The organism is Clostridium sp. AM49-4BH, from assembly GCF_003478335.1.
In the GTDB taxonomy this organism is placed as follows: Bacteria; Bacillota; Clostridia; order Lachnospirales; family Lachnospiraceae; genus Butyribacter.
The window spans coordinates 1-25,804 of sequence record NZ_QUFB01000017.1; the positions used below are offsets into that span (position 1 = coordinate 1).

19 protein-coding genes, 1 tRNA gene, 1 pseudogene and 1 other annotated feature are annotated in these 25,804 nt (G+C 44.2%); of the genes and pseudogenes, 13 read left to right on the top strand and 8 right to left on the bottom strand.

Going from position 1 to position 25,804, the window contains the following annotated elements; genetic code table 11:
- The first annotated feature begins 329 nt into the window (after nt 1–329).
- Entirely contained in the window at nt 330–1,091 is a 762-nt protein-coding gene (locus DW981_RS06505) for an ABC transporter ATP-binding protein (protein ID WP_022024609.1), read from the top strand.
- On the opposite strand, the gene DW981_RS06510 is transcribed toward DW981_RS06505, so the two are convergent.
- The 3 genes from DW981_RS06510 to DW981_RS06520 are packed head-to-tail and all read right to left on the bottom strand — an operon-like array spanning nt 1,046 to nt 7,424.
- A complete protein-coding gene (locus DW981_RS06510; protein ID WP_147352618.1) occupies nt 1,046–3,208 on the bottom strand; it encodes a hypothetical protein in 2,163 nt (720 codons plus the stop codon). The genes DW981_RS06505 and DW981_RS06510 overlap by 46 nt on opposite strands.
- Before the next feature lie 16 nt (nt 3,209–3,224).
- Nucleotides 3,225–6,278, bottom strand: coding sequence for a CDP-glycerol glycerophosphotransferase family protein (locus DW981_RS06515; protein WP_118507171.1), 3,054 nt, complete (start codon nt 6,276–6,278; stop codon nt 3,225–3,227).
- Between the two features lie 57 nt (nt 6,279–6,335).
- Complete coding sequence (locus DW981_RS06520) at nt 6,336–7,424, bottom strand: CDP-glycerol glycerophosphotransferase family protein (RefSeq protein ID WP_182434170.1); 1,089 nt, start codon at nt 7,422–7,424, stop codon at nt 6,336–6,338.
- A 231-nt stretch (nt 7,425–7,655) separates the two neighbouring features.
- Here DW981_RS06520 and galE point away from each other — a divergent pair, with 231 nt between their 5' ends.
- The 4 genes from galE to DW981_RS06540 are packed head-to-tail and all read left to right on the top strand — an operon-like array spanning nt 7,656 to nt 12,659.
- A complete protein-coding gene (galE, locus tag DW981_RS06525) occupies nt 7,656–8,672 on the top strand; it encodes a UDP-glucose 4-epimerase GalE (protein WP_022025668.1) in 1,017 nt (338 codons plus the stop codon).
- Nucleotides 8,673–8,705: 33 nt separating this feature from the next.
- The gene (locus DW981_RS06530) at nt 8,706–9,377 is read left to right on the top strand and encodes a GntR family transcriptional regulator (RefSeq protein WP_022025669.1); all 672 of its coding nucleotides are present in this window, start codon (nt 8,706–8,708) and stop codon (nt 9,375–9,377) included.
- 40 nt (nt 9,378–9,417) lie between these two features.
- Nucleotides 9,418–10,815, top strand: coding sequence for an exopolysaccharide biosynthesis polyprenyl glycosylphosphotransferase (locus tag DW981_RS06535; RefSeq protein WP_118507173.1), 1,398 nt, complete (start codon nt 9,418–9,420; stop codon nt 10,813–10,815).
- A complete protein-coding gene (locus DW981_RS06540; RefSeq protein ID WP_118507174.1) occupies nt 10,812–12,659 on the top strand; it encodes an O-antigen ligase family protein in 1,848 nt (615 codons plus the stop codon). The genes DW981_RS06535 and DW981_RS06540 overlap by 4 nt, the downstream gene beginning before the upstream one ends.
- Here DW981_RS06540 and DW981_RS06545 read toward each other — a convergent pair.
- Complete coding sequence (locus tag DW981_RS06545; protein ID WP_182434171.1) at nt 12,627–13,544, bottom strand: glycosyltransferase family 2 protein; 918 nt, start codon at nt 13,542–13,544, stop codon at nt 12,627–12,629. The genes DW981_RS06540 and DW981_RS06545 overlap by 33 nt on opposite strands.
- 473 nt (nt 13,545–14,017) lie before the next feature.
- Between DW981_RS06545 and DW981_RS06550 the strand changes: the two genes are divergently transcribed.
- The 5 genes from DW981_RS06550 (at nt 14,018) to coaE (ending at nt 18,500) form a co-directional block, all read left to right on the top strand.
- Complete coding sequence (locus tag DW981_RS06550; RefSeq protein WP_118507176.1) at nt 14,018–14,449, top strand: GtrA family protein; 432 nt, start codon at nt 14,018–14,020, stop codon at nt 14,447–14,449.
- A gap of 31 nt (nt 14,450–14,480) precedes the next feature.
- Nucleotides 14,481–14,563: transfer RNA gene (locus tag DW981_RS06555), tRNA-Leu, on the top strand.
- 103 nt (nt 14,564–14,666) lie between these two features.
- Nucleotides 14,667–14,987: a zf-HC2 domain-containing protein gene (locus tag DW981_RS06560; protein ID WP_022024133.1), complete on the top strand. Its 321-nt coding sequence runs from the start codon at nt 14,667–14,669 to the stop codon at nt 14,985–14,987.
- A gap of 138 nt (nt 14,988–15,125) precedes the next feature.
- Nucleotides 15,126–17,867: a DNA polymerase I gene (polA, locus tag DW981_RS06565; protein ID WP_243034673.1), complete on the top strand. Its 2,742-nt coding sequence runs from the start codon at nt 15,126–15,128 to the stop codon at nt 17,865–17,867.
- Nucleotides 17,868–17,888: 21 nt separating this feature from the next.
- Entirely contained in the window at nt 17,889–18,500 is a 612-nt protein-coding gene (gene coaE, locus DW981_RS06570) for a dephospho-CoA kinase (RefSeq protein ID WP_118507178.1), read from the top strand.
- Here the strand turns inward: coaE and DW981_RS06575 are convergent.
- Nucleotides 18,463–19,050, bottom strand: a complete 588-nt coding sequence (locus tag DW981_RS06575) for a stage II sporulation protein M (protein WP_022024130.1) — start codon at nt 19,048–19,050, stop codon at nt 18,463–18,465. The genes coaE and DW981_RS06575 overlap by 38 nt on opposite strands.
- Nucleotides 19,051–19,296: 246 nt before the next feature.
- On the opposite strand from DW981_RS06575, the gene pyk reads away from it, so the two are divergent.
- From pyk to tyrS, 3 genes are all read left to right on the top strand, one after another.
- The gene (gene pyk, locus DW981_RS06580; protein WP_022024129.1) at nt 19,297–20,715 is read left to right on the top strand and encodes a pyruvate kinase; all 1,419 of its coding nucleotides are present in this window, start codon (nt 19,297–19,299) and stop codon (nt 20,713–20,715) included.
- Between the two features lie 60 nt (nt 20,716–20,775).
- Complete coding sequence (locus DW981_RS06585) at nt 20,776–21,420, top strand: metallophosphoesterase (protein ID WP_022024128.1); 645 nt, start codon at nt 20,776–20,778, stop codon at nt 21,418–21,420.
- Nucleotides 21,395–21,648 (top strand) — a binding site (T-box leader). It overlaps the preceding gene by 26 nt.
- Before the next feature lie 80 nt (nt 21,649–21,728).
- Nucleotides 21,729–22,952, top strand: a complete 1,224-nt coding sequence (gene tyrS, locus DW981_RS06590) for a tyrosine--tRNA ligase (RefSeq protein WP_118507193.1) — start codon at nt 21,729–21,731, stop codon at nt 22,950–22,952.
- A 30-nt stretch (nt 22,953–22,982) separates the two neighbouring features.
- Here the strand turns inward: tyrS and DW981_RS06595 are convergent, their stop codons facing one another.
- From DW981_RS06595 to DW981_RS06605, 3 genes and pseudogenes are all read right to left on the bottom strand, one after another.
- Nucleotides 22,983–23,501 (bottom strand): DUF4364 family protein, encoded by a 519-nt coding sequence (locus DW981_RS06595; protein WP_118507179.1) that lies wholly within the window; start codon nt 23,499–23,501, stop codon nt 22,983–22,985.
- Nucleotides 23,498–24,465: pseudogene (locus tag DW981_RS06600) on the bottom strand (TIGR01212 family radical SAM protein). The gene DW981_RS06595 and the pseudogene DW981_RS06600 overlap by 4 nt, the downstream one beginning before the upstream one ends.
- Nucleotides 24,440–25,591, bottom strand: coding sequence for an NADP-dependent malic enzyme (locus DW981_RS06605; RefSeq protein WP_118507180.1), 1,152 nt, complete (start codon nt 25,589–25,591; stop codon nt 24,440–24,442). Before DW981_RS06605 ends, DW981_RS06600 begins: the two are co-directional and overlap by 26 nt.
- Nucleotides 25,592–25,804: the final 213 nt, after the last annotated feature.

The window sequence follows — 25,804 nt, forward strand, 5'->3', positions numbered from 1 at the left end:
GTAGCGAAAGCGTCCCGTCCAAAAATGGATGATACCTTGCTAAACCGGGACATCTCAGACAATCCTTCGGGCATGTATTCATCAGAGACTTAACAAAATAAGAAATCACCCAAAAACTCTGCGTTCTGCGGCAATTATCTTAGTTCGCTGCCGGCAGAACAAGTCAGACTACCGGCTGCAAAATAGTTTATTTGTTGCTGACATAATAAGCAATATGTGGTTGTGAAGGATTTGAGGTATGGGAAGTTTGAGTAAGTAATATGTGGACATACGACTGATTGGGTGTGTGAAGGTTGTGTATAAAACGTTGGATAAAAAGGGGATAGGTTATGAGTGATGTAGTGATTGATGTGAAAAACGTTACGATACGTTTTAATATGGCATCGGAAAAGATTGACAATTTGAAAGAGTATTTTGTCAAATTGGTCAAGAGAGAGTTATTATTTCAGGAATTTTTGGCGGTAAAAGATGCGTCTTTTCAGGTGCATAAAGGAGAAGCATGGGGGTTGGTCGGTTCCAATGGATCGGGGAAGTCGACTCTTTTGAAGGCAATCTGTGGAGTGCTAAAGCCGTATAAAGGAGAAATTATCCGCAACGGGAATATTTCCCCGCTTTTGGAATTGGGAGCCGGGTTTGACCCGAATCTGACCGCTCGTGAGAATATTTTCCTGAATGGAACAATATTAGGACATTCGATGGAATATATGAGACAGCATTTCGATGAGATCGTGGAATTTGCGGAGTTAGAGAATTTTCTTGATGCGCCGATCAAAAATTTTTCTTCCGGAATGCGTGCAAGACTTGGTTTTGCGGTGGCAACGGTCGTAGACCCGGATATTTTGATTGTGGATGAGGTACTTGCTGTGGGGGATTATGCTTTCCAGCAAAAGTGCTTGAAGAGAATGTCGGAGATGTTAGACGGCGGAACAACACTGGTCTTTGTATCCCATTCGATCGATCAGGTTAAGAAATTATGCGATCACGCGGTTTGGATTAATAAAGGAACGATCATGCAGACAGGAGATGTCAATACGGTCTGCGACGCCTATATGGCATCACAAACCGTGAAAGCTTCTTCTCTCCAGCAATAGAAGATCAGCAATATCATGCTGCACCAGAGACCGGCAAACATCAGATAGCTGCTGATCGACATATAAGGTACTTGCTGCTCTTGGTAAACCTGCAAAAACAGATCATAGGGAACATTTCCGGCGTCAAGGTGCAATGAGCCGGGATAGTTGCCAAGCGTTTTAGACAGCCGGTATCCGAAGAGGATCCCATCCCCCTTGGAGGCATCTGAAGCAGAAATCTTTAGCTCATAACGTGTGTTTTTCTTTGGTTTCTGCACTGGAATAGAAAGCGTAATATAATTATCAGCTATGGCTGTGTGATCCAGCTTAGTTTGATATAGCGTTTGACCGTTTTGCAGCAAAGTCAGGACATAGTTTGAATCTGTATCATTTGCCTTAGCACGGATCTTCAGTGTGTTAAACGCATGACGTGCATAAAATGTCTGTGAGATTGTTGAAATGTTCGTTTGCTCCATATTTATATACCGTGAAAAATGCTCTGTATGAACATTTACAGAGTATTTTTTTTGTGTGACGGGCTGTACGGTAAAGGAGGAAAAGGCACATAACGTAAGAAAAATCGTGACAGACAGGCACATAAGCATTGTCTGTCGTACGCGTTTGGCAGGTATTGCTCCGTGTTGGAACGACTGGGCGGCTTGCACGCCATCCGCTGACAAACATAGCAGGATCGGGATAAAAGGAATGCTGTATTCTGCTTTTGCTTCCCAGAGAAGATAGAATACGATGCCGCCAAATACAGTAAGAACCACAGGAAATAGTGGATCCTCTAATCGTTTGCCGTGTTTGGACAATAGAGAGACCGCAGCAAGCAGCATTGTTGCAAGACGAAAGGCCTGACAGTATACGATCATGAAATCTGTCTGTTCGCTGTCAAGCAGTGTTAATGGCTGGACTCGATCATTTTCGCCGGTGCGCAGATAATAGCGGGCCGAACCATCGCCCCAGGTCACAGCAAGTTTGCGCAGGCTGTGTCTGGCAAGTCCGGAAATTCCATAGTCTATTAACCGTTCTTTGATCTTACCAAGATTGGCGTGCACTTTTTGGGACTTCGTCTGGAAACTTTGCGTGTACTGTTCTTCTTCGAGCTGAAAGGTTCCATCGGCAGACAGTCCCATCATGAGCCAATGGGTGACAGGAAAGTTGCCGGAACGTTCCGGGGCATAGTAGTGTGCGGTGTAACGGATGCCACAGAAACACAGGACCAAAAGAGCACAGAGACATATTCCGGAGATCACTTTGCAATATAATGGATGTTGGCTTGACTGCACCTGATGTTTGTGCTGAAAGAGCCTCCGAATGCTCAGGATCAACAGAAGGGCAATCGTCGGGATCAGAATGGTCGGGCGCAGGTAAAGACCAATAATACTGCATATTCCGATAGCCAGCCGGCAGAGCCATCGGTACCCCGGCTGATGTGTGTGGCGTGATCTTGCATAGAGATATAGGATCCCTGTCATAAATGGCAGTGACCAGGTACAAGTGTAACTCCAGTGTATAAACAGATAGTTTAATGGGTTAAGTACGCACAGCAGTAAATACATGGATGTAAGATCTTTGCGGCAGCAGTTGATGAAACGGTACCCAAACCAGATAGATACATCAATGAACAATACATTCAATATGCCGAAAGCGAGTATGTCATCAGATATCGATAGTAGGTTCAATAATTTGTAAAAGACTACACACAAAGTCAGAAAGAAATAGTTGTTTCCATAATCAATAAAGTAGTGTGTTTGCGTATTATAGTTGATCTGTTGGTCGGTGCCATTCGCAATGGCGGCTGCCTGATCGCGAATAATATAGGCATCCGTGATCTGCACCGGATGTAATGCAAATAATACGATCATCTGCAAGGTAAAAAGTAATGCGACGAGCAGGATGGTCGTAAGATATTTGCTGCGGACAGAGTGATTTGTCAGTCGGTACCATGTGATGCTGCCGATCATCACAACGAAAGCGATCACCCACACGAAAATCTGCGGATGGTCAAATAGTTTGTAAAACTGTGTGGCGTGACTGTTTAAGGTCATGCCTGCACAGTAGCAGAGGATTGTGAGTAAACCAAGAAACAGAAGGCTTACAGCACGTGAAAAATAATAGTCGATATGTTTCATAATAACCGTCCAATCTTTAATAAATTTTTTTGCCCTGTCTGCGACGGATCCTATCGCGGACATCTTTACAGTACCAGGCGTACCCGTTGTAGATGGCACGGAAAGGCAGTGAGGATTTTTTCATGGAAATCTCAAGGTTTTTTGTATGAAAAGAGTTTCCACGCATCCAGTTTATGATCGTTTTGCAAGTGATCGGCGGAGCATATTCTTCGCTTTTTTCGCCAAGCGCGACAGAGTCCTTTAGGTTCGAGAAGACGTTCAGCAAGATGGGATCTGTCGTATCCGGGCTAAAGTAAGCAAGTCCGAAATTGTATAACAGTCTGCCAACGGTTTCCTCGTCTTGTAATTGTAAGGACAAAAAGTCATGGCAAAATGTCGGCAGATATGTTTCGAGTGCCGCATGCAGTCTGACATTGTTATTGTTCGGTGTGAGTACCGGTTTCCAGACATTCTCTGCACGCTCATAGCGTTGTACTGTTTCGTAGGGAACATTCGCAAAAATGCTCTCCACAAAAACAAGAGAATGCATATTGGAAGAATAGTTGTATCGAATGGAATGTCCTACCGTCGGGTAAATAGAGCGGACGTAATACATCGGTGTATCAATGGTATATCCGGCTGCTTCACTGAGAAGTCTGGTCAGACAGTCCTGTGTATAGCCACGCCCCCAGTATTCGATAAAAGCAAAGGATTCCTTAAAAGTAATCTCTTGTTGTAAATAAGCAATCACAGCGCTTCTTTTTTGAGCAGCTATTTGAAGTAAATAGTCTCGATAAGCGGAGCTGTTTTTCAGTATGCCACATATTTCCCGCATAAATTTGACGGAGTATCGTTTTGCATGTTTTACATAGCCAAGCTCCGGGAAGAAACGGTCGAAATCCGCCTCTGTAAGACATAGAGCTGATAACAGCCCGGTAAAGGACTGGATCCCCATCAGACTGCCGTATTCGCTAAAAAATTCTTCGTCAACATGATCAATAAATGATGGGATCCGCCAAGCTTTTCTGGATCCGTAAATATATTTGGTGCGGATGGAATATCCCTTGGAGGCGATCACTTCATCTGCAATCTGTTTTAGATAATGTCCGTCACGGGAAATGAAATACAGTGTCCGGTAACCCTGCTTGACGGCATGCGATACGGCATGCACTACGTAAGGGACAAGATAGAGCGCCGCATAGCAATAGGCAAACTGCTCTTCCGGGGCGGGATGCGTAAGGCGGAAAGATTGTATCTGCTTAGCAACACAGCGAAACTCATAGTGGCTGCTGTAATCTGCCAGACGTTTTTCATACGGCGTCCATTCCGGAACCGGTATCGGTGCAGTCTGTATGCCGAGCATTTCCGGTTGTACCTGATCAGCAAATCGGTTATCGCCGATATGGATCCACTTTTCGTAGCAGTAGTCAAGATCTGAATATACGTGCAAAAACAGTTTGCGGGTTGTCTTTTGATGTCCGACTTCACTGGATACATACAAAGGAAGCGTTGCTAATAGTGGATCTGCTTTCTGAAGCAGCTTTACGATCACTTCCTTAGGCAGATACATATCACTGATCAGAACAATGTCGTTTCCCTCTGCAATATATTTTTTGAGTAAGGAAATCTGTGGCACAAGCGGAATAACGGCTTCAAGTTCTCCTTCAATCTCCCATTGCATTAACTGATCTTTCTGCATATCGTCAAGACCATACAGTGCTGCCATGTGGTCAAAGATTTCTTTAAACTGAATCTCAAAATGATCATCGTTGCGCAGCAACACAGACTTTTTGTAGTATTCACGCACATTCTGCTCGCACTGCTGTCTGACGACAGAATAATTTGTCAGCAGATATGGCGGGAAGTCCATCGTGCCGGTGCACATTTTGCTTTGCACATAACTAAAAATCGTCGTTGGACAGAGGCACTTGCGCGAGATGAGTGTATCAAATATATCAAAGCTGTACAGCGTTGGGAGCTGGCGCATCAAAGGAGTAAATTGAAGTGCGCGTTCTATAATGATCTCGCAGGCATTTTCGTTGGAATACGACCAAAATAAGTGGTTTAAGCGGTCGAGTTCTTCGACCGGTGATTCCGTTAATGTTTGCAATGCCTGCAGCAACTGTTCAAAGTTCGTTGCAATCTCGCCACAGGTCATTTCTTTGACGTCAAATACAAAGTCGCGGAGCTCTTCTTCATCACCGTTTAGATAGCGGATAAACTTTCGGACGCCGCGTGCCATAAAGTCATAAAAGATGGAAGAATAGTCGATGATCGCCGCATCGACATCCTCAAAAATTTCATAAATATCGTTGGCATTATCCCAAAATAACAGGTTTGGGCAATGTTCATACTGTGCTTTTACCTGTAGATATTCAGTATCTTTTTCTACTAAAGGATGCATTTTGAGAACCAGTAATATATTTTCTCCCTGTAAAACCTGCGTTAGTCTGTCCATATCCGGAATCGCAGCTTTGATAAAGTTTTCTTTGGCGTAATCTCTGTAGGTCGGTGCATAAACTACGATACGTGCATCGTCAGAAAGCCCTTTTATGGCACGTATATCATGTGGATAAGTGCAGACCGGATCGGTTACGGTACAGCGTGGATAGCCGGCGCGGATCAACAATTCTTCATCAATGCCGCATTGTTCCATAAAGTGTTTTTCCATCAATTCAGAGGTCACTAAGAAGAGCTGCGCATTTTTGTAGATGCGGTTGTTGCGGATATATTTTTTGGCAATGCGTTCCTGTAGAAAGCCGCCGGTTACTTTTCGTTCAATACTTTTGCAGCCAACACCATGCCACAAATTGAGTATCGTGATCCCCTCCAATTCCGGCTGAAAAGCTTCTTTACACATTTCGACAACATAAACTCCGGCTTCCTTCATAATAGTTTTGCCGGCGGTGGAATCAAAAAGGCAGGCCTCATAGCCGAGCCGTTTCACATAGTTTCTGACATCTTTGTGGTAGCACATCCATACAGTGCGAATGTCCGGGTGATGTCTGCGGATATATTCAAACAGCCATTTTGGGTTGCCGCTGTAGCTGTTTCCGGCATTAAAGATCCATATGTGTTTATTTCTTGTCATGGTGTTTCCCTCCAGAGTTTTTCCTTGGTGTCATCGTATGTGTTAGTATCACATCTGTCAGTCGTTCGCAGGCGTGTCCTGTTTCAAAGGAGCCATCTGCTCAAAATGTTTGTGATAGTTGTCTTTGTTGTCCCAAACAGCATATTTAGCCGGGATCTCCTGTAAAGAGCGGATCTTCGTGTAGGGCCAGCTTTGCGGCGAAACGAAAAATCCACGATCCGACTGCTCATAAGCTTTGATAATATCCTGTAAAACAAAAATCGGACGGTCGGTCAGCGCAAAGTCCCACATACAGGACGAATAATCGGTAACTAACATTGCAGCTGCAAGGAGCAACGGCTGTATATCGTCGTAACGGTTGCCGTCGATAAAAAGTTCATTTGTTGTATCGCAAGAGGCCGGAGCAAAATGGTGTGTACGGTACATAAGTACCCATCGCTTGCCGGTTGTATTCGCAAGATCAGATAGGACCTGCTTCCAAGCGGTGGTATTGGCCGTTAATGAAACCAGATCGTCCCTGTCCGGCAGATTTGCTGCAAAACTGGGCGCATATAGCAGGATCTGCGTGTCAGGGTCAAGATGATAAAATTCATAAACCTGTTGTAGTGCCATATCCGGGTCCTGCCAAAAAATATCATTGCGCGGACTGCCAATCTCCAAAAAACAAGACGCAGGCAGATGGAACGCTTCGGTATAATTCGTCGTGCATTTACGGCAGGAGGAGACAAAATAATCCAGTCTGCCATACCATTTACGAAAATGTCGTGTCATTTCTTTACTTTCCGCACAGGTACTTATGCCAACCTTCTTGTAAGCACCGCCGCCGTGCCACGTGCTTATAAAGAGCTGACCGGGTTTTTTGATCAGATTTTCATCGACCATATCATTGGTAATAAAGACTTTTGTTCGGATAAAGGTTCGAAAATATTGGAAACTGCGTCTGCCGCATATACGGACACCGGGAAGGTGTGGAAGACTCTCCGGATATTCGGTTACCCAGACGAGATCCCACTGACCGGGATGCTTTGCTTCCAGATATTGCAATAACGCACAGGGGTTACAGACATAACCACTACGGTGGTGTGCATAGAGCATGATACGGTTCTTTTTTAGGGGAACCGCAAAATATAGAATATATTGACACATTCGTGCAATCCACATTTTTATCTTTAACAGCATACCGTTTGTTCGTACCCCTTTTTCCTTAATAATGCATTTAAAGTGTATCATACCGGATATGGAAAAGCAAAACAAATTGTTCCCTTTTCAAAAATGATGAAATGCAGTATACTGTTCTTTGAAAGATTTGCATAATAGCAGCAGGCATATGGCAGATTCCGTGAATCTGCTGTTTTGGCATGCAGAATGGAGGACAACATGAATGTATTAGTGACAGGTGGAGCAGGCTACATTGGAAGTCATACGTGTGTGGAACTTTTGGAGGCAGGACATCAGGTGATCGTTCTTGACAACTTGTATAATGCCAGTGAAGAGGCATTAAACCGTGTTCGAGAAATTACCGGCAAACCGGTTAAGTTCTATAAGGGAGATATTGCAGATGCTCCGTTGTTAGAGAAAATCTTTGAGGAAGATAAACCGGATGTATGCATTCATTTTGCCGGTCTTAAAGCAGTGGGAGAATCCGTAGAGAAACCGTTAGAGTATTATCAGAATAACATTGCCGGAACGTTAAATCTGCTATTAGTGATGCGTAAATATAATATGAAAAATATGATCTTTTCTTCTTCGGCAACCGTATATGGTGATCCGGCGTTTGTGCCGATCACAGAGGAGTGCCCGAAGGGACAGTGTACCAATCCTTATGGCTGGACGAAATCGATGTTAGAGCAGATATTTATGGATCTGTATCGTGCGGATAATGACTGGAACATTATCCTGCTCCGTTATTTCAATCCGATCGGAGCACATAAGAGTGGTAAAATGGGAGAGAATCCAAATGGCATCCCGAACAATTTGATGCCTTATATTACACAGGTGGCAGCAGGCAAGAGAGAGAAACTTGGTGTTTTTGGCAACGATTATGACACACCGGACGGAACGGGAGTTCGTGATTATATCCATGTTGTAGATCTTGCCAAGGGTCATGTTAAAGCAATCGATAAGATCCAAGAAGATTGCGGTCTTAAGATTTATAATTTGGGAACCGGTGTCGGATACAGTGTATTAGATATTGTGCATAATTTTGAAAAAGCGACTGGCGTTAAGATTCCATATACGATCGAGCCGAGAAGAGCAGGTGATATCGCGACCTGTTATTGTGATCCGTCAAAGGCAGCTAAAGAGCTTGGCTGGAAAGCGGAGAACGGCATCGAGGAGATGTGTGCGGACTCCTGGAGATGGCAGTCAAATAATCCAAACGGTTATGATAAATAAAATCCAATCCGTGTGGACAGAAATGGAGAAGTTATGAACGACAATGATCAATATTCTTTGCGTGGAAGAGTGTTTAATAAATTGAGGGAAGACATTCTTGCAGGGAATTATGAAGAAAACTGTGAACTGAAAGAAGCGGCGATCAGTAAAGAGTTGGGTGTTTCCAGAACACCGGTACGAGAGGCGCTTCGTCAATTGGAGTTAGAGGGGCTGGTTTCAATCATTCCGAATAAGGGGGCTTATGTCAAAGGTATTACAGCGAAAGATATTTATGACATTTATGTGATGCGCTCTTACTTGGAGGGACTTTGTGCCAGATGGGCTTGTGAGCATATTACGTTAGAGCAGTTGGAAGAGTTAGAGGAGATTGTTTATTTAAGCAAGTTCCATATTGAGAAAGAGCATTGGGATCAGATCTTTGAATTAGATAACCGCTTTCATCTGCTACTATATCAGGCATGCGGCAGTAAGGTATTAGAACATATTTTGACGGATTATCACCATTACGTAGAGCGAGTCCGTAAGAATACGCTGTCGTCCAGAGAGCGTGCCTCTAAGGCAGGCGAGGAGCATGGAGCTATTTTAGAAGCACTCAAGAAAAAGGATGAGGAGACGGCAGAACGTCTTGCCAATGAGCATATTTTCCGCTCCTTAGCCAATATTAAGCATCAGGGACTTGATAAACTAATGAAAAAGCACAGCTGATGAGCAACAAATACGAAGCAGGACAAAAAGGAAGGAGTTTATGAAGAAGTACGATCCATATAAAAGGCTGATCTTGTTTATAGCCTCATTCATAAATATTTTATTGCTCTGCCTCTTATTTGCTGCAGGCTGGTATCGTTATTATGCAGGTACGATGTATGTGATCACATTTTACCGTAGAGGACATTACGTGGTGATCGCCCTCTATGGTATGATGCTGTTATTCTTTTCTAATATGTATGGCAGCTTAAAGATTGGGCAGTATCGCCGAATCGAGGTATTATTGTCCCAATTTTTGAGTTTATTGCTAACGAATATCTTGTTTTATTTTATTATATCACTGTTAGCGTTTGGTTTTGTAAATCCGTTCGTTTTGTGCCTGATCATGGCAGCAGAGATGGTGGTGACAACACTTTGGAACTCGTTGGTGATCTATTTTTACAATTCTATTTTTCAACCCTGGAAATTACTGCTGATTTATGGTGAACGTTCCGCTAAGGATCTGATCTATAAGGTCGAGACGAGACGGGATAAATATGCTATTTATGATTCGATCAATATTGCGGAGGGGATGGAAGCGATCAAGCAGAAAATGCAGGACTTCCACGCTGTTATCATAGGCGATATTACGGCAGAGTGCCGTAATGATCTGCTAAAATACTGTTATATGTGTGAAAAAAGAGCGTACGTTGTACCTAAATTATCCGATCTGATCCTGATGGGGGCAGAGAGGATCCATGTCTTTGATACACCGTTCTTGTTGTCGCGGGGATATGCGTTAAGTTTTGACGAAAGACTGCTTAAGAGACTGTTAGATCTGGTATTGTCGTTTGTACTGTTGGTTGTGACCTCACCAATCCTGGTGCTCGTTAGTGCAGCTGTGAAGCTTTGCGATGGCGGGCCGGTCTTTTATCGACAAGTGCGTTGTACCAAAGATGATCAGTTGTTTACGATCATTAAGTTTCGAAGTATGGTGGTGGATGCAGAGAGCAGTGAAGGACCGGTACTTGCATCTAGGCATGATGACCGTGTTACGGTGGTGGGTCGTTTTCTGCGGGCGAGCAGACTCGATGAACTTCCGCAGTTGTTTAATATTTTGAAGGGGGATATGTCCTTTGTGGGTCCAAGACCGGAACGGCCGGAGATGATACAGGCGTATGAGCGTGATATGCCGGAATTTCGCTTTCGAACCCGCGTAAAAGCAGGACTGACGGGATACGCACAGGTGTATGGCAAGTATAATACATCGCCATATGATAAGTTGAAATTGGATCTGTTTTATATTGAAAATTATTCTCTGTGGCAGGATATCAAGCTGATCCTTATGACATTGAAAACAGTATTGAAACCATCTGCTGCTGAGGGGGTTCCGGGAGAACAGCCGGATCCCGGGACACAGAGTGGAAGGACACCGGACAAAGGAGGAACAGGCAGATGAGTGCAAAGAGATCAAACCAAAAGGTTACACAGCAGAAATATCCGATGTTGTATTTGATTCCATTGATCGCAGTATTAGCGGTCATTCCGGCATTATTATATGAATGTGATGTGAATACCGGTCTGACAAAATATAACTGGTATACCGGTTCACAGACAACGATCGATTTCTTTTTGTATGTGAAAGCAATTTGGCTTTACGTGACCTTTGGTGTTATGTTGTTTCTGACGTTTTATATGGTTTTTAGCGAAGAAAAAAAGATATCATTACATAAAGCGTTTATGGCGCTCCTGGTCTATGGCGGTCTCTGCCTTGTGGCAGCCTGCTTGTCGGTGGACCGGGCAAGATCATTTCGGGGGATTTATGAACAATATGAATCAGTTTGGATTTTGTTAGGCTATGTACTGTTGACAATATATGCGTATGTTCATTTGCAGGAGGAGCGTGCAGTCAAAAGGCTGCTTCCGTGGTTTGTGGCCGGTATTGTTGTTTTGACAGCGTTTGGAGTGTGTCAGGCATTCGGCGTGGATCCGGTTGCGTGTAGGACATTTCAAAAGATGTTTATCACCAATTCCGATCTGATCGGTCATGTGTCGCTTAAGTTTGGTAAAGGACGGACCTATATGACGCTGTACAATCCGAATTATGTAGGTTTTTATGGTGTATTGACGATCCCTTTGCTGATCGCACTGTTTGTCGTTGCACGAAAATGGTGGCATAAGATGGGATATGCCATTCTCATTGCAGGACTGTTCTTGTGCATTTTTGCATCGCAGTCTCGTGCGGGAATTATTGCACTGGCAGCAGGTGGGATTTTGATGGCACTGCTTTTGCGCAAATATCTGTTTCGGCGTTGGTATATCGCTGCCGGTGTGATCGCTCTGGGTGTGGCTGCCTTTGCGGGAGTTAATGCTTATAACCACAATGTGTTGATCACACGTATGCAGGGGATGTTTCAGGCAGAGCAGGAAAAGTACGCACTAACAGCGGTCGAGACGGATCGCGATGTGATTTTTACGATGAATGGACATGAGTTACATATGGCTTTGGAGGGAAAAGAAGCAGATGCCGGAGTTTTGCTTACCGATGAAAAGGGAACGAAAGTCACTGCCGGTCCGGCAGATGACTCTCAGGAACGGCAAGTAGATGATCCCCGTTTTCCTGTGCGTGTCGGAACGATATCCAAAGAGTCGTTTCATGGATTTTATGTCGTGACTTCGCGTAAAACGATGGTAGATGGCAAAGAACAGAATGAACAAAAAAAGTGGATCTTTACAAATGAATTGGTTAAAAATGATAACCGATATTATGTTGTGGCGGGGGGAAATGCTTTGTTTCGTATGAAGAAAGCGAAAGAGGGATTCTCTTATTTGGAAAAACATTACTCGTTAGCGAATAATCGTGGATACATTTGGGCGAAAACCTGGAATCTGCTGAAAGCACATCCGCTCTTAGGAACGGGGCCGGACACTTTTTTGATCGCGTTTCCAAACGATGACCTGGTCGGTCTGTATAATTCCGGACACAGCGGTGAAATGATCAGTAAACCGCACTGCCTGTATTTGCAGATTGCGGCTCAGACAGGGATCCCATCTCTGATCGCTTTTTTGACCTTTGTGTTATGGTATGTGGTATCCTCGATCCGTTTGTTTTGGAATGCTTCGATGCGTGGATATCTGCCGAAAATAGGTGCTGCACTTCTTGTCAGTGTGATCGGTTACCTGATCATGGGATTATCCAACGATTCCTGTATCGCAGTAGCCCCGATCTTTTTTGTGCTTCTTGGCATGGGAGTGGCCGTTAATCACACATTAAATGATCAGCATGACACCGAGGTTGCGTAGCAGACCACTTTTAAGAAAATGATAACGTAAGATCAAATAACGTCTTGTAAACCAATTTGCGGATGGAAGACCGGCAAAGAGGGATACGAGGCGTTTTTGCGTCTCCGTCAGCTGATCGTTATAGATCGTCAAAAAGACTTCTGCCTGCTTACAAGTGTCATAGAGTACTTGTCGCTGTGCCGTCAGATGCTTTACACGGTTTGTGATATAATGCGACCGGGAACTGCCGCCGACAACATTGCCGGTATGCTGGCGGTATAATAATAACGGTTCATCCAGATAAATAATGCGTCCAAATGCCGAGGCAATCAATGCGATCCACCAGTCATGCATACGAAGGCCGTCCGGTACCGTATCGGTTAGCTTATCGCGCAGCGCGCGGTTAAATAACATTGTACAGCCGATCAGTTTATTTTCCATCAACAAATGAGCCACATCTAAAGCATCTGTGTGGTAACCGCTCATCTGCTGGAAAGATGGATGCAACTGCTGCAGGGAATCGTCGACAACACGAGCATCACCAAACAGAGCAATCGGAACATTTGGGGACTGTGCTTCCGCCCGCTTTACGGCTTCGACAGAATGCGCAATCTTTTCCGGAAGCCAGACATCATCCTGATCGCAGAACATATAATAATCTGCATCCACTTGCAGGCATCCGTTCAAGAAGTTATGGATCACGCCCTGATTCGTTACATTGCGGTGATAAAAGATCTTTGACGGATACTTATCTGTGTAGGATTGGATCACGGCCGCAGAACGGTCTGTAGAGCCGTCGTCAAAGATGTGCAGAACAAAGTCCTTTTCTGTATTGGAAAGCAGCGAATCAATCTGTTCATTCAGATAGGTTTCGCCATTATACACTGCCATTATAATTGCAATCATGTGTTCATCTCCATTTCTGTATACTCCGGTCTGACGCATTTTGGCAGGCATCAAAGGCGGATATACACTGTTAAAATTATGCAAGAATAATGTAACAAATGATGGCGCTTCCGTCAAATCTTAGTATCGTAGCGAAAGCGTCCCGTCCAAAAATGGATGATACCTTGCTAAACCGGGACATCTCAGACATTCCTTCAGGCATGTATTCATCAGAGACTTAACAAAATAAGAAATCACACAAAAACTCTGCGTTCTGCGGCAATTATCTTAGTTCTCTGACGGCAGAATAAGTTAGTTTATCGGCTGCAAAATAGTTAATTTATTGCTGACATAATAAGCAATATGTGGTTGTGGAGGATTTGAGGTATGGGAAGTTTGAGGCAATGATTTTGTCGAAAAAGATTGCATTTTTTCGTGAATTCTGTATAATGGGGAAAGTTGTGTAACGATTAAATGTTAGAAATGAGGTAATTATGCAGCATAAAGAATCGCTGATGTATGTAGTGATGGGGGTCAGTGCTACAGTATTTAATTGGGGGATATATTCTTTACTGGTTACATTTTTGCCAATGGAATTAGCGAATGCGGGTTCCTTTGCAATGACGCTTATATTTGCGTATGTAACCAACAAAATATACGTATTTGAGAGCAGATCTTGGGGAATGAGACGTGTGTTGCGTGAATTTTGTGCATTTGCAACAGCGAGAGGCGTGACAGGTTTGTTGGAGATCTTTTTGCAGCCGCAGTTGTACCAGATGGGAATAGATGGTGCATTGCTTGGCGTAAAAGGATTGCAGGCAAAGGTTGTGGTTTGTTTGACGTTATCCATCGTGAACTATTTTAGTACCAAACTGATTTTTTTGAAAAGTTCACAAAAAACACTTGACGAATACAAAAAAGCATGATATTATTTATATCGTTGTGACAACACAAGACGCATTAGTGGCGGAACGGCAGACGCAACGGACTCAAAATCCGTCGGGGGTGACCTCGTGAGGGTTCAAATCCCTCCTGATGCATATATTTACGAAAAGGAAGCCGATGGCTTCCTTTTTTTGTTAATTTATAGAAAATTGCTGATAGGCAGTATAAACTTTTCAATACCTGCGGGAGGCAAACAGTATGAAAAGAAAAATGTGGAGCTGTATGGAAACGCAGAAGCATGTCATCCCTTTTATTGATGATCAGTTGAGCATATCGGATCTGGATGCTTTTTTGTATCATATGGAGCATTGTCCGGATTGCAAGGAAGAGTATGACGTATACTATACGATGTTGATGGGAATGCGTTTTTTGGAAAGCGATAATATGAGTGCGTTGAAAATGGATTCCGAGCAGAAACTGCTGTCTGCTGAGGACTACCTGTATAAATATAAGATTAAATTTATTGCAAAGATCCTGTGCTTTGTGTTGTTGTGCGTTGGCATGATCTTGCAATTGTAGATGATGGAGAAAGCTTATGCGTGAAAAATTAGTATTGATCGATGGACACAGTATATTAAACAGGGCGTTTTACGGACTTCCGGATCTCACCAATCGGAAGGAATGCATACGAACGCCGTTTATGGTTTTTTGAATATTATGCTCAAGATCCTGGAAGAGGAGAAACCGGATTATTTTATTGTTGCTTTTGATGTGAAACATCCGACGTTTCGCCATGAAATGTATCAGGAGTATAAGGGCACCAGAAAGGGGATGCCTGACGAGTTAAGAGAACAGGTGCCGGTGATCCAGGATGTGCTTCGTGCTATGCATGTTCCGCTCGTGATGCAGAAAGGGTATGAGGCAGATGATCTGTTAGGGACTTTGGCCCGCAGAGCGGAGAGCAAAGATATGGATGTGTCGCTCGTGTCGGGAGATCGTGACCTGCTGCAGCTTGCGTCGGATCGTATTATGATCCGTATTCCAAAGACGAAGCGGGGGGGAACGGAGATTGAAAATTATCATACGCAGGACGTGATCGATAAATACGGACTAAAGCCGGAGCAGATTATTGATATGAAAGGTCTGATGGGAGATTCTGCAGATAATATTCCGGGCGTACCGGGTATCGGAGAGAAAACTGCTGTCAAGATCCTGACAGCTTTTCCAACAGTGGAAGCGGCCTATGAGCATTTGGAAGAAGTTGAGCCAAAGCGTGCAAGAGAATTGCTTCGTGCAAATCCGGAACTTGCCAAGCTAAGCAAGCAACTTGCCACGATCAAAACAGATTGTGAGATCGATGTCACATTGGAGGACGCAAAACTGGAAAATCTCTTTACGTCGGAGGCATTTGAGTGGATCAAACGTTTGGAGTTAAAATCGTTATTTTCTCGTTTTGACAGTGAGACAGTACAAAGTGTTGTGCCTGATTTTGAGCAGTTTACACAATGGACCACGAAGAAAGAATGGAATGCTGCTGTAGATCATGTATGCAACCTTGCACCGGAGGCTGTCGGCGTGGCGTTTTTAGGAGATCCTTGGATAGGTGCCGGAGCGGCCCGCAAACGTCAGAGCAAAAAAGGCGGCGGACAGATGAGCCTGGTCTTTACGGAAGACAGCGTAGAACTCGGGATGGAACAGGAAGACGGCGAGGAATATGGTTTCATTGGCTTTTCGTTGTCTTATTATGAGGGAGAAGATTGTCATACCGGTTATATTCTCGTTTCTGAAGAAGTGACCGGAAATGATATATTAGATGGCTATCATCGGCTTGAGAAAAAGAGTTCTGAAATTTTATTATTAGATTGGAAAAATGCATTACACCTGACGAAACCGGTGGAGGTGCGGACATATGGGATTGAGCCGGCAAAGCAGCATGGATTTGCGCTGGATACGAAACAGGAACGCAAAAAAACGTTTGCCAGTCTGCGCGATCTGGGTATCGGAGCGTATTTGTTAAATCCGCTGAAGGATACGTATCAGGCAGATGATATTGCGCGTGATTATCTTCATATGACACTGCCATCCTATCAGGAATTGTTTGGTAAAGAGACGTTAGCTGCGCAGCTTGCGCGGATAGATGAGGAAGAAACGGCAAAACGCCTCAAATCCTATTTCGGCTATTTGTCCTGCATTCCATTGATGGCGTGGGCTGAGATGAAAAAGCAGTTAGCGGCAGAGGGAATGTTAGGCTTGATGGAAGAAATCGAAATGCCGACGGTATACTATCTGTTTGAAATGGAACGACTCGGTGTGCAGGCAAATGCAGAGGTCTTGAAAGAAATGTCTGAACTGTTGGAACGCCGTGTTTTGGCATTGGAGACAGATATTTACGATCTTGCCGGAGAAGAATTTAATATCAATTCACCCAAGCAGCTTGGCGTGATCCTATTTGAAAAGCTAAAGCTTCCGTTTGCCAAAAAGACCAAGACCGGCTATTCAACTTCGGCAGATATTTTGGAAAAACTTCGTACGGAAGATCCGATCATCGATAAGATTTTAGAGTATCGTCAGGTCAGTAAATTGAAGTCTACGTATGCAGATGGATTGCCGGTATTTATAGAGGAAGATCATCGTATCCATGGCAAATTTAACCAGACGATCACCGCAACCGGCCGCATCAGCAGTACAGATCCGAACCTGCAGAACATTCCAATCCGTATGGAGCTCGGCAAACAGCTTCGAAAAGTCTTTGAACCAAAGTCCGGATTCCTGTTTTTGGATGCGGATTATTCACAGATCGAACTGCGTGTGTTAGCGCATATGTCGGGCGATGAGCATTTGATCGAGGCGTATAGACAGGGGCAGGATATTCACCGCGCTACGGCCTCCAAAGTGTTTCATACGCCGTTTGAGGAGGTGACGGATCTGCAGCGCCGCAATGCCAAAGCAGTAAACTTTGGTATCGTGTATGGTATCAGCGCGTTTGGTCTTAGTCAGGATCTTTCCATCTCGCGCAAAGAGGCGGATGAGATCATTCATAAATACTTTGAGAGTTATCCGGCGATCAAGACATTTTTGGACGAATTGGTCGCAAAAGCAAAGGATACCGGATATGCACAGACAATGTTTGGCAGACGCAGACCCGTGCCGGAGCTTAAATCCAGTAATTTCATGCAGCGTTCTTTTGGGGAACGCGTTGCCATGAATTCGCCGATACAGGGGACGGCAGCAGATATTATCAAGATTGCGATGATTCGTGTTGCAGAGCGTTTGCAGGAGGAACAGTTAGAATCCCGCATTGTGCTGCAGGTGCATGATGAACTGCTGGTAGAAACGAAGATCGAGGAAAAGGAGCAGGTGAAGAGGATCTTAGAAGAAGAGATGCCGCTTGCCGCACAGTTGCAGGTGCCGTTGTCTATTGATGTAGAAGAAGGAAAAAATTGGTACGAGGCACATTGATATTCGGGAAGAGGGTTAGATATGTACGTAATTGGAATTACAGGGGGCGTGGGAAGCGGGAAATCGTATGCTGCGCATCGCTTGCAGGAAAAACTGGGAGCAACACTGCTGATTGCCGATGAATTGGGGCATGTTGTTATGGAACCGGGAAGAAGTGCTTATTGTCAGATCGTAGAGCATTTTGGACAAAATATCGTCTCATTGGACGGCTCGATCGACCGGGCAGCATTGGCAGAGATTGTTTTTTCGGATGCGAGAGCTCGTGACTGGCTTAACCAGGTGATTCATCCGGCGGTGATCGAATATATTCGGGATACGATACGTCAAAATCGTACCCGTTCCGGTATTTTGCTGATAGAGACAGCATTAATGTATGAGACCGGATGTGACAGTTTGTGTGATGAGGTATGGCTTGTTTATGTACCGGCGGAGGAGCGGATCCGGCGTTTGGCATCGGACCGCGGTTATTCTGAACAGAAATCAAAGGCGATCATCCAAAGCCAGATTTCGGAAACATTGCTGCGGGAGAAAGTACAGCGCATTGTTCCAAATGATGGAACAAAAGAAGATCTGGAGCGGGCACTGGATGCGTTGCTTACAACCCTTGATACCACTGCATTAGCGAAGGGTTGATAAAGGCTTCACACAGACAACCGGCAAACAGCAGGCAGATAGAGAGCAAGAGAATGGGCAGTCCTTGTAAGAGGGACTGCTTTTTTGCTTTCTGATCCCTGATCTGCTGCAGCATATTGATGAGCAGCAGATACGCCGGTATATACAACAGGCAGTGAGGCAGCAGAAAGCAGAGAAAATCAAAAAATCCACTGTGGACATTATGAGTTAGGCAAAATGAGAGCAAAAGTCCGCAGCGAAAGCCGGTATAGAGACAATAGAACGTCAAATAGAAAACCCATGCATTGGTCAGTGAAAAAAAGCACAAAAGGAAGAGCTGTTTGAACTGTGTTGAGGTACATAGCCGGAATAAGGAGGGATAGTGGATGGATTTTGTATCCAAAGCAAGCAGTATTTGTTCAAATTCAGCATTAATATCGGCAAACAATTCCGTGCGCAGCAGATGCCCGAGTACCGCACCAAGCACCAAGCTGATCCCGCTGCACAGGATAATTCGAAAGATGATCGCAGACTGATTGCAATTATTTGATTTTGACATAAATTTGGTCATAATAGTCCTGCTTTCCGTCCTGTTTTTGAAATAGGATCATGATATCAATATAAATGTATGGCAGGACCGGAGGGAATATGAATACGAACATGACAGAGTGCGAGGGTCGTGCAAATCATACGTAAATGGTTTGCAAAGGGTTGCAGAAAAATTTGTAAAAAACGAAGTTTAATGTGTTATCACCGGGAAATTGTGGTATACTTTCGGTGTATAAAATAAGAGGCATAAGGATAATGGAGGGTTAAAATGAGAAAAACAAAAATTATTTGTACATTAGGACCGGCATCGGATAGTGATGCAGTGTTAGAACGATTGATTCAGGAAGGCATGGATGTTGCAAGATTTAATTTTTCTCATGGGACGCATGAGGAGCAGAAGAAACGTCTCACAAAATTGCGTCTGCTGCGTGAGCGTTACGGCAGACCGGTTGCGACATTGTTGGATACTAAAGGCCCGGAGATTCGTGTAAGGGATTTTAAAGATGGTGCGATCACATTGCAAAAGGGCGACGAGTTTGTGTTGACCGGACGAGAAGTAGAGGGTGATGAACATATTGTAACTATTACGTATCCTGAGTTGGTTGGTGATGTCAAAGTCGGACAGCGTATTTTGATCGATGACGGTTTGATTGAGATGACAGTGAAAGAGTTGACAGATACAGATATTATCTGTGATGTCAATAATGGCGGCAAAGTATCAAATCATAAAGGGATCAACGTTCCGGGCATTCATTTGAGTCTGCCTTATATTAGTGAAGTGGATAAATCCGATCTGTTGTTCGGTATAGAAGAAGATGTAGATTATGTGGCAGCATCTTTTGTGCGTACTGCAGAAGATGTACAGCAGATCCGTAAATTACTCCAAGAAAATGGTGGGGAACAGATTAAGATCATTGCCAAAATTGAGAATAGAGAAGGCGTGAACTGCATTGATGAGATCATCGAGGTTTCTGATGCGATCATGATCGCACGAGGAGACATGGGCGTGGAGATTCCGACAGAGGAAGTGCCTGTCATTCAAAAAATGATCATAAAAAAAGTATATGAAGCCGGTAAGCAGGTGATCACGGCAACACAGATGCTTGATTCCATGATCCACAATCCGCGTCCGACAAGAGCGGAGGCGACCGATGTTGCCAATGCGATCTATGATGGTACCAGTGCGATCATGTTATCGGGCGAGACGGCAGCCGGTTTGTATCCGGTGCAGGCATTACAGATGATGGTGAGGATCGCCAATCGTACAGAGAGCGATATTGATTACCGTAAACGCTTTTTCCAAAGATCGCGCAAAGCAGATCCGGATGTAACAGATGCAATCTGTCACGCAACCTGTACAACAGCACATGATATTAATGCCAAAGCGATCATTACCGTTACCAAATCGGGTCGTTCGGCACGAATGATTTCCAAGTACCGTCCGGCTTGTGATATCATTGGCTGTGCGATCACGGACAAAGTGTATCGTCAGTTAAATTTATCCTGGGGCGTCACTCCGGTACTTCTGCAGGAGAAAAAAGACGTATTTGAATTGTTTGAACATGGTACGTGTGTATCACGTCGTATGGGGTTAGTCGACAGTGGTGATACGGTTGTATGTACTTCCGGAGTGCCTGTGGGAATTTCCGGAACGACCAATATGATCAAAGTACAGACTGTTATATAAAGAACATGCCGGCAGCCTTACGTCTGTGGCGAAAGAGAACATGAAGAATGAGAGATAAGAATGAGATTTTATATTGCAGACTGCCATTTTGGACATGACAAGGTAAGGCTGTTAGACGGTCGTCCGTTTGCGTCTGTTGAGGAGATGGATGAGGCGATGATCGTTCGGTGGAACGAGCGTGTCCGGAAGAAGAAAGATGAAGTGGTGATCTTAGGAGACCTTTGTTTGGGTAAAGGAGAGCAGGTGAATGAGCTGCTGCATAAACTGAATGGTAAAAAGTATTTGGTGACAGGGAATCATGACCGGTTGTTTTTGCGGGACAAAAAGTTTGATCCGTCTCTTTTAGAATGGGTCAAGCCCTATGCAGAGCTTAAAGATAATGGGCGCAAGCTGGTACTCTGCCATTATCCGATCATCTGTTATAACGGGCAGTATCATGGTGATTCTACATATATGTTGTACGGGCATGTCCATGATACGCCGGATTATAAAAATGTGCTGCGTTTTCAGAGAGAGTCCACAGAAATCACCTACCATGCGAAAGGGCGCGGGGCTTCTGTGGGAGAAGAGCGGCATTTGCCTTGCAATCTGATCAATTGTTTTGCGGGATTTTCGGATTATTATCCGCTGACATTGGAAGAATGGATTGACAAGCAAAATAATCTTTGCTATGATGTCAAAAGATGCGAAGAAAAGAAGAAGTAGTACATGGGGGAGACCTACAGAGAATAGCCGGTTGCTGAGAGGCGTTAGGATAGAAGCCTGTATGAATACATCTTGGAGTAGCGGATTGAAGAGAGGATTTTGATCCTTTTGGTAGATTTAGCCGGTGATGCACCCGTTATCGTGCAGGGATATAGAGGTATCCTGCTAAGGCAATATGTGTGAGCATATTGTAAAAAAAGGTGGTAACACGATTTCATCGTCCTTTTGTCGTTGACAAAAGGACTTTTTTTCTTTGCATAAAAAAGTCATAAAGGAATAAAAAAGGAGAGAACAACATGAGCGAAAAGATGACAGTGTATGATGAATTGGTTGCCCGTGGCTTGATCGCACAGGTGACGGACGAAAAAGAGATCAAAGAGATGATCAATGAAGGTAAGGCGGTTTTTTATATTGGATTTGATCCGACGGCAGACAGCCTTCATGTAGGACATTTTATGGCTCTTTGTCTGATGAAACGCTTGCAGATGGCAGGCAATAAGCCAATCGCATTGATCGGTGGCGGAACAGCTATGATCGGTGATCCAAGCGGGCGTACCGATATGCGTCAGATGATGACCAAAGAGACGATTGCACATAATGTAGACTGCTTCAAAAAGCAGATGAGCCGTTTTATTGATTTCTCAGATGATAAGGCATTGTTAGTCAACAATGCAGAATGGCTGTTGGATCTGAATTACGTAGAAGTGCTGCGTGAAGTTGGTGCCCATTTCAGCGTAAATCGTATGTTAACGGCAGAGTGCTATAAACAGCGCATGGAGAAAGGACTTAGTTTCCTGGAGTTCAACTACATGATCATGCAGAGCTATGATTTTTATGCCTTGTTCCAGAAGTACGGATGTAACATGCAGTTTGGAGGAGATGATCAGTGGAGCAACATGCTTGGTGGAACGGAATTGATCCGTCGTAAGCTGGGCAAAAATGCTTATGCAATGACGATCAATCTGCTGCTCAATTCCGAAGGCAAAAAGATGGGTAAAACACAGTCTGGCGCTGTATGGCTTGATCCGAACAAGACCAGCCCGTTTGATTTTTATCAATATTGGAGAAACGTGGGAGATGGTGATGTGCTTAAGTGTCTGCGCATGCTCACATTCCTTCCGTTAGAGCAGATCGAAGAGATGGATGCCTGGGAAGGCAGCAAGCTAAATGAGGCAAAAGAGATCTTGGCATTTGAGCTTACCAAGTTAGTACATGGTGAGGAAGAAGCTGTTAAAGCACAGGAAGGAGCGCGTGCACTCTTTTCCAGCGGAAACGCAGCACAGATGCCGGAGACAAAGCTGGTCGATGAAGATTTTGAAGATGGTAAGATCGGCATCTTGAAATTAATGGTTAAAGCCGGTCTTGCAACATCTAATGGAGAGGCAAGAAGAAATGTCGAGCAGGGCGGTGTTACGATCGATGGTGAGAAAGTGACCGATGTTCGCATGACACTTACGAAAGAGCAGATCAGTGCAGAAGGCATTGTTGTAAAACGTGGTAAAAAGAAATTTATGAAGGTGCTTTGTGACTAAATTTAATTCCATGAAAAAAGGCTGGGAGAATTATTCTCCCAGTTTTTTTAATAAACATTGATATATTTCAGTCTGATTTTCTTTGAATTTTTGGCACGCCCTACGAGCTGCTTCCTCGGAGGGAACGGCAAAGGAAAGCGAGAATAATGTGTTGCCGCGTTCCTGTACTAAAGCAGATGCCAGATAGTCTCCGGAAGGAGTTACCGAATAGTCGGTGTGGACTGTGGTAGCTTCTAAAATATCAACTTTATTGTCTCGCAGATATTCATCAATCTGTCGTATCGTGTCTTTGGGAAGCATGGAAGAGAAGTATTCTAACATCTGCGATCCCTTTTGTGTGATCTTGTAATATGTCGTTTTACGAGTTGCCTCTTCCTCGATCAGGGCATCTTCTGTCAGAAGTGCTAATGTTTCCTGAATTGAAAAAAAGTCTGTATAGCCATGCCCTAAAATGAAATCGCACAAAAAAGCATTAGGTAGTCCCTGTTTTGTGCGGCTTAACGCATATAAAATAATTAATTTATACAAACGCAGTGTGTCTGGTGTCATAGGTTTCCTTTCTGCTTGCTGTAATATTTCCCCTGATAGACCTGCTCTGTTTTGAGAGAGTGTGCAATATGGTTAAGAACAGCCCGTTTGTTGCAGCTCCAGCGTGGTGCGATCAGGAGATCTTTTGGGCCATCTCCGGTCAGGCGGTGGATCACAATCTCCGGAGAGAGATTACCGATGCATCGGATGACCAGATCTACATACTCTTCCTGAGTCAGGATATGCCAAGGATGTTCTTCGAGATAAATTGCCAGATCCGTTCCTTTTAATACATGCAATAGCTGCAATTTGATCCCCTGAATATGTTGTGTGTTCAGATATTGGATCGTTTCAAGAATGTCTGCTTCGGTTTCGCCCGGAAGTCCAAGGATCACGTGACGATCACCGGAATATTGAGTGTATGCAGCGTGTGCGCAGTCTGCTCAAAAACATGCAGAGGATATCCACGGCGAATGAAACGAGCCGTATGTTCGTGCGCCGTTTGCAGACCGAGCTCGATCCATATCGGTTTTATCTGCCTGCATTCATCGAGCAGGGAAAAAATCTCCGGGGAAAAGCAATCCGGTCTGGTAGCGATAGAAAGTCCGACGATATCCGGATGCGCCAGCGCTTCCAGATACATCGGACGTAATATGTCGATGGGAGCATATGTGTTGGAAAACGATTGGAAATACGCAATGTATTTCTGACCGGTTTCCTTGGCGCTGCCGTTTAGGCGACAGATCGCCTCATCGATCGCAGCCGTGATAGATCGGTTCGTCGTGGCAAAATCACCGGAACCGCCCTCGCTGCAAAAAATACAGCCTCTCGTGTCCAGTGTTCCATCTCGGTTTGGACAGGTCATTCCCGCATCTAATGCAATTTTATAGACCTTTTGTCCAAACGTTTCTTTGAGATAATAGTCTAAGGAATAGTAGGGCTTTTCACCCCAACGAGATCTAACGGATGTGTGATTTGACTGCATCGGCCACCACCTGAGCTGCGCGTGGGTCAAACGCTTCCGGTAAAATATGTTCGTCGTTTAATTCTTCGTCAGAAACGAGTCCGGCAAGTGCAAGAGCAGCAGCGAGCTTCATTTCTTCTGTAATGTCGGTCGCTCTGCCGTCTAATGCACCCTTAAAGATGCCAGGGAAAGCAACAACATTATTGACCTGATTTGGAAAATCAGATCGACCGGTTCCGACAACGCGTGCACCGGCAGCTTTTGCAACATCAGGCATGATCTCCGGAACAGGATTTGCCATGGCAAACAGTATCGCATCGGAATTCATGGATTGAACCATTTCTGCGGATACAATATTAGGAGCGGAGACACCAACGAAAATATCGGCACCACAAAGTGCGTCAGCCAGTGTTCCGGTTTTGCCGGACAGATTTGTTACTTCCATCATTTCCTTCTGCATCCAGTTTAAGCCCTCGCTCTTTTTAGATAAGATACCGCTGATATCGCACATTGTTACGTCGGTAAATCCATAGCGGAGTAATAATTTTGTAATAGCAACGCCGGCGGATCCGGCACCGTTTACAACAACTTTGCAATGTTCTTTCTCTTTGCCAACCACCTTCAAAGCGTTAATAATGCCGGCGAGAACAACGATCGCAGTACCATGCTGATCATCGTGAAATACCGGTATATCTAAGGCTTCTTTTAGACGACTTTCGATCTCAAAGCAGCGTGGCGCAGAAATATCTTCTAAGTTGATACCGCCAAAAGCCGGTGCAATGTTGATCACGGTTTTGATGATCTCTTCAGTATCCTGTGTATCTAAGCAGATCGGGAAGGCATTGACACCGCCAAATTCCTTAAAGAGGACTGCTTTGCCTTCCATAACAGGCATAGCAGCTTCCGGACCGATGTTACCAAGGCCGAGGACGGCACTTCCGTCAGAAACAACAGCAACGGTATTGGATTTGATGGTATATTGATAAGCTGCTTCTTTATTTTTTGCAATGACCTTACATGGTTCAGCAACACCTGGTGTGTAGGCAACAGCCAGATCCTCGCGAGATTTTACCTGACACTTGGGAGTTACATCCAGTTTGCCATTCCATTCTTTATGTAATTGTAGAGCTTTTTCTGCATTTGTCATTCGACTTAACCTCCATTTTCTGTAGAATTATTTGTAATAGCAATCGCACACTATATCATAGCATACATCGAATTGGAAAACAATAAAGCCGAAAAACTTCGTCCGACAAAAGATGTTTTGTGCGATAAAAGACGAACGATGTCGAAAAAACAATAATATTCATAGGATTTTGTGAAAATTTTTGAAAAAGTCATTTACAACGCTGTTGAAATG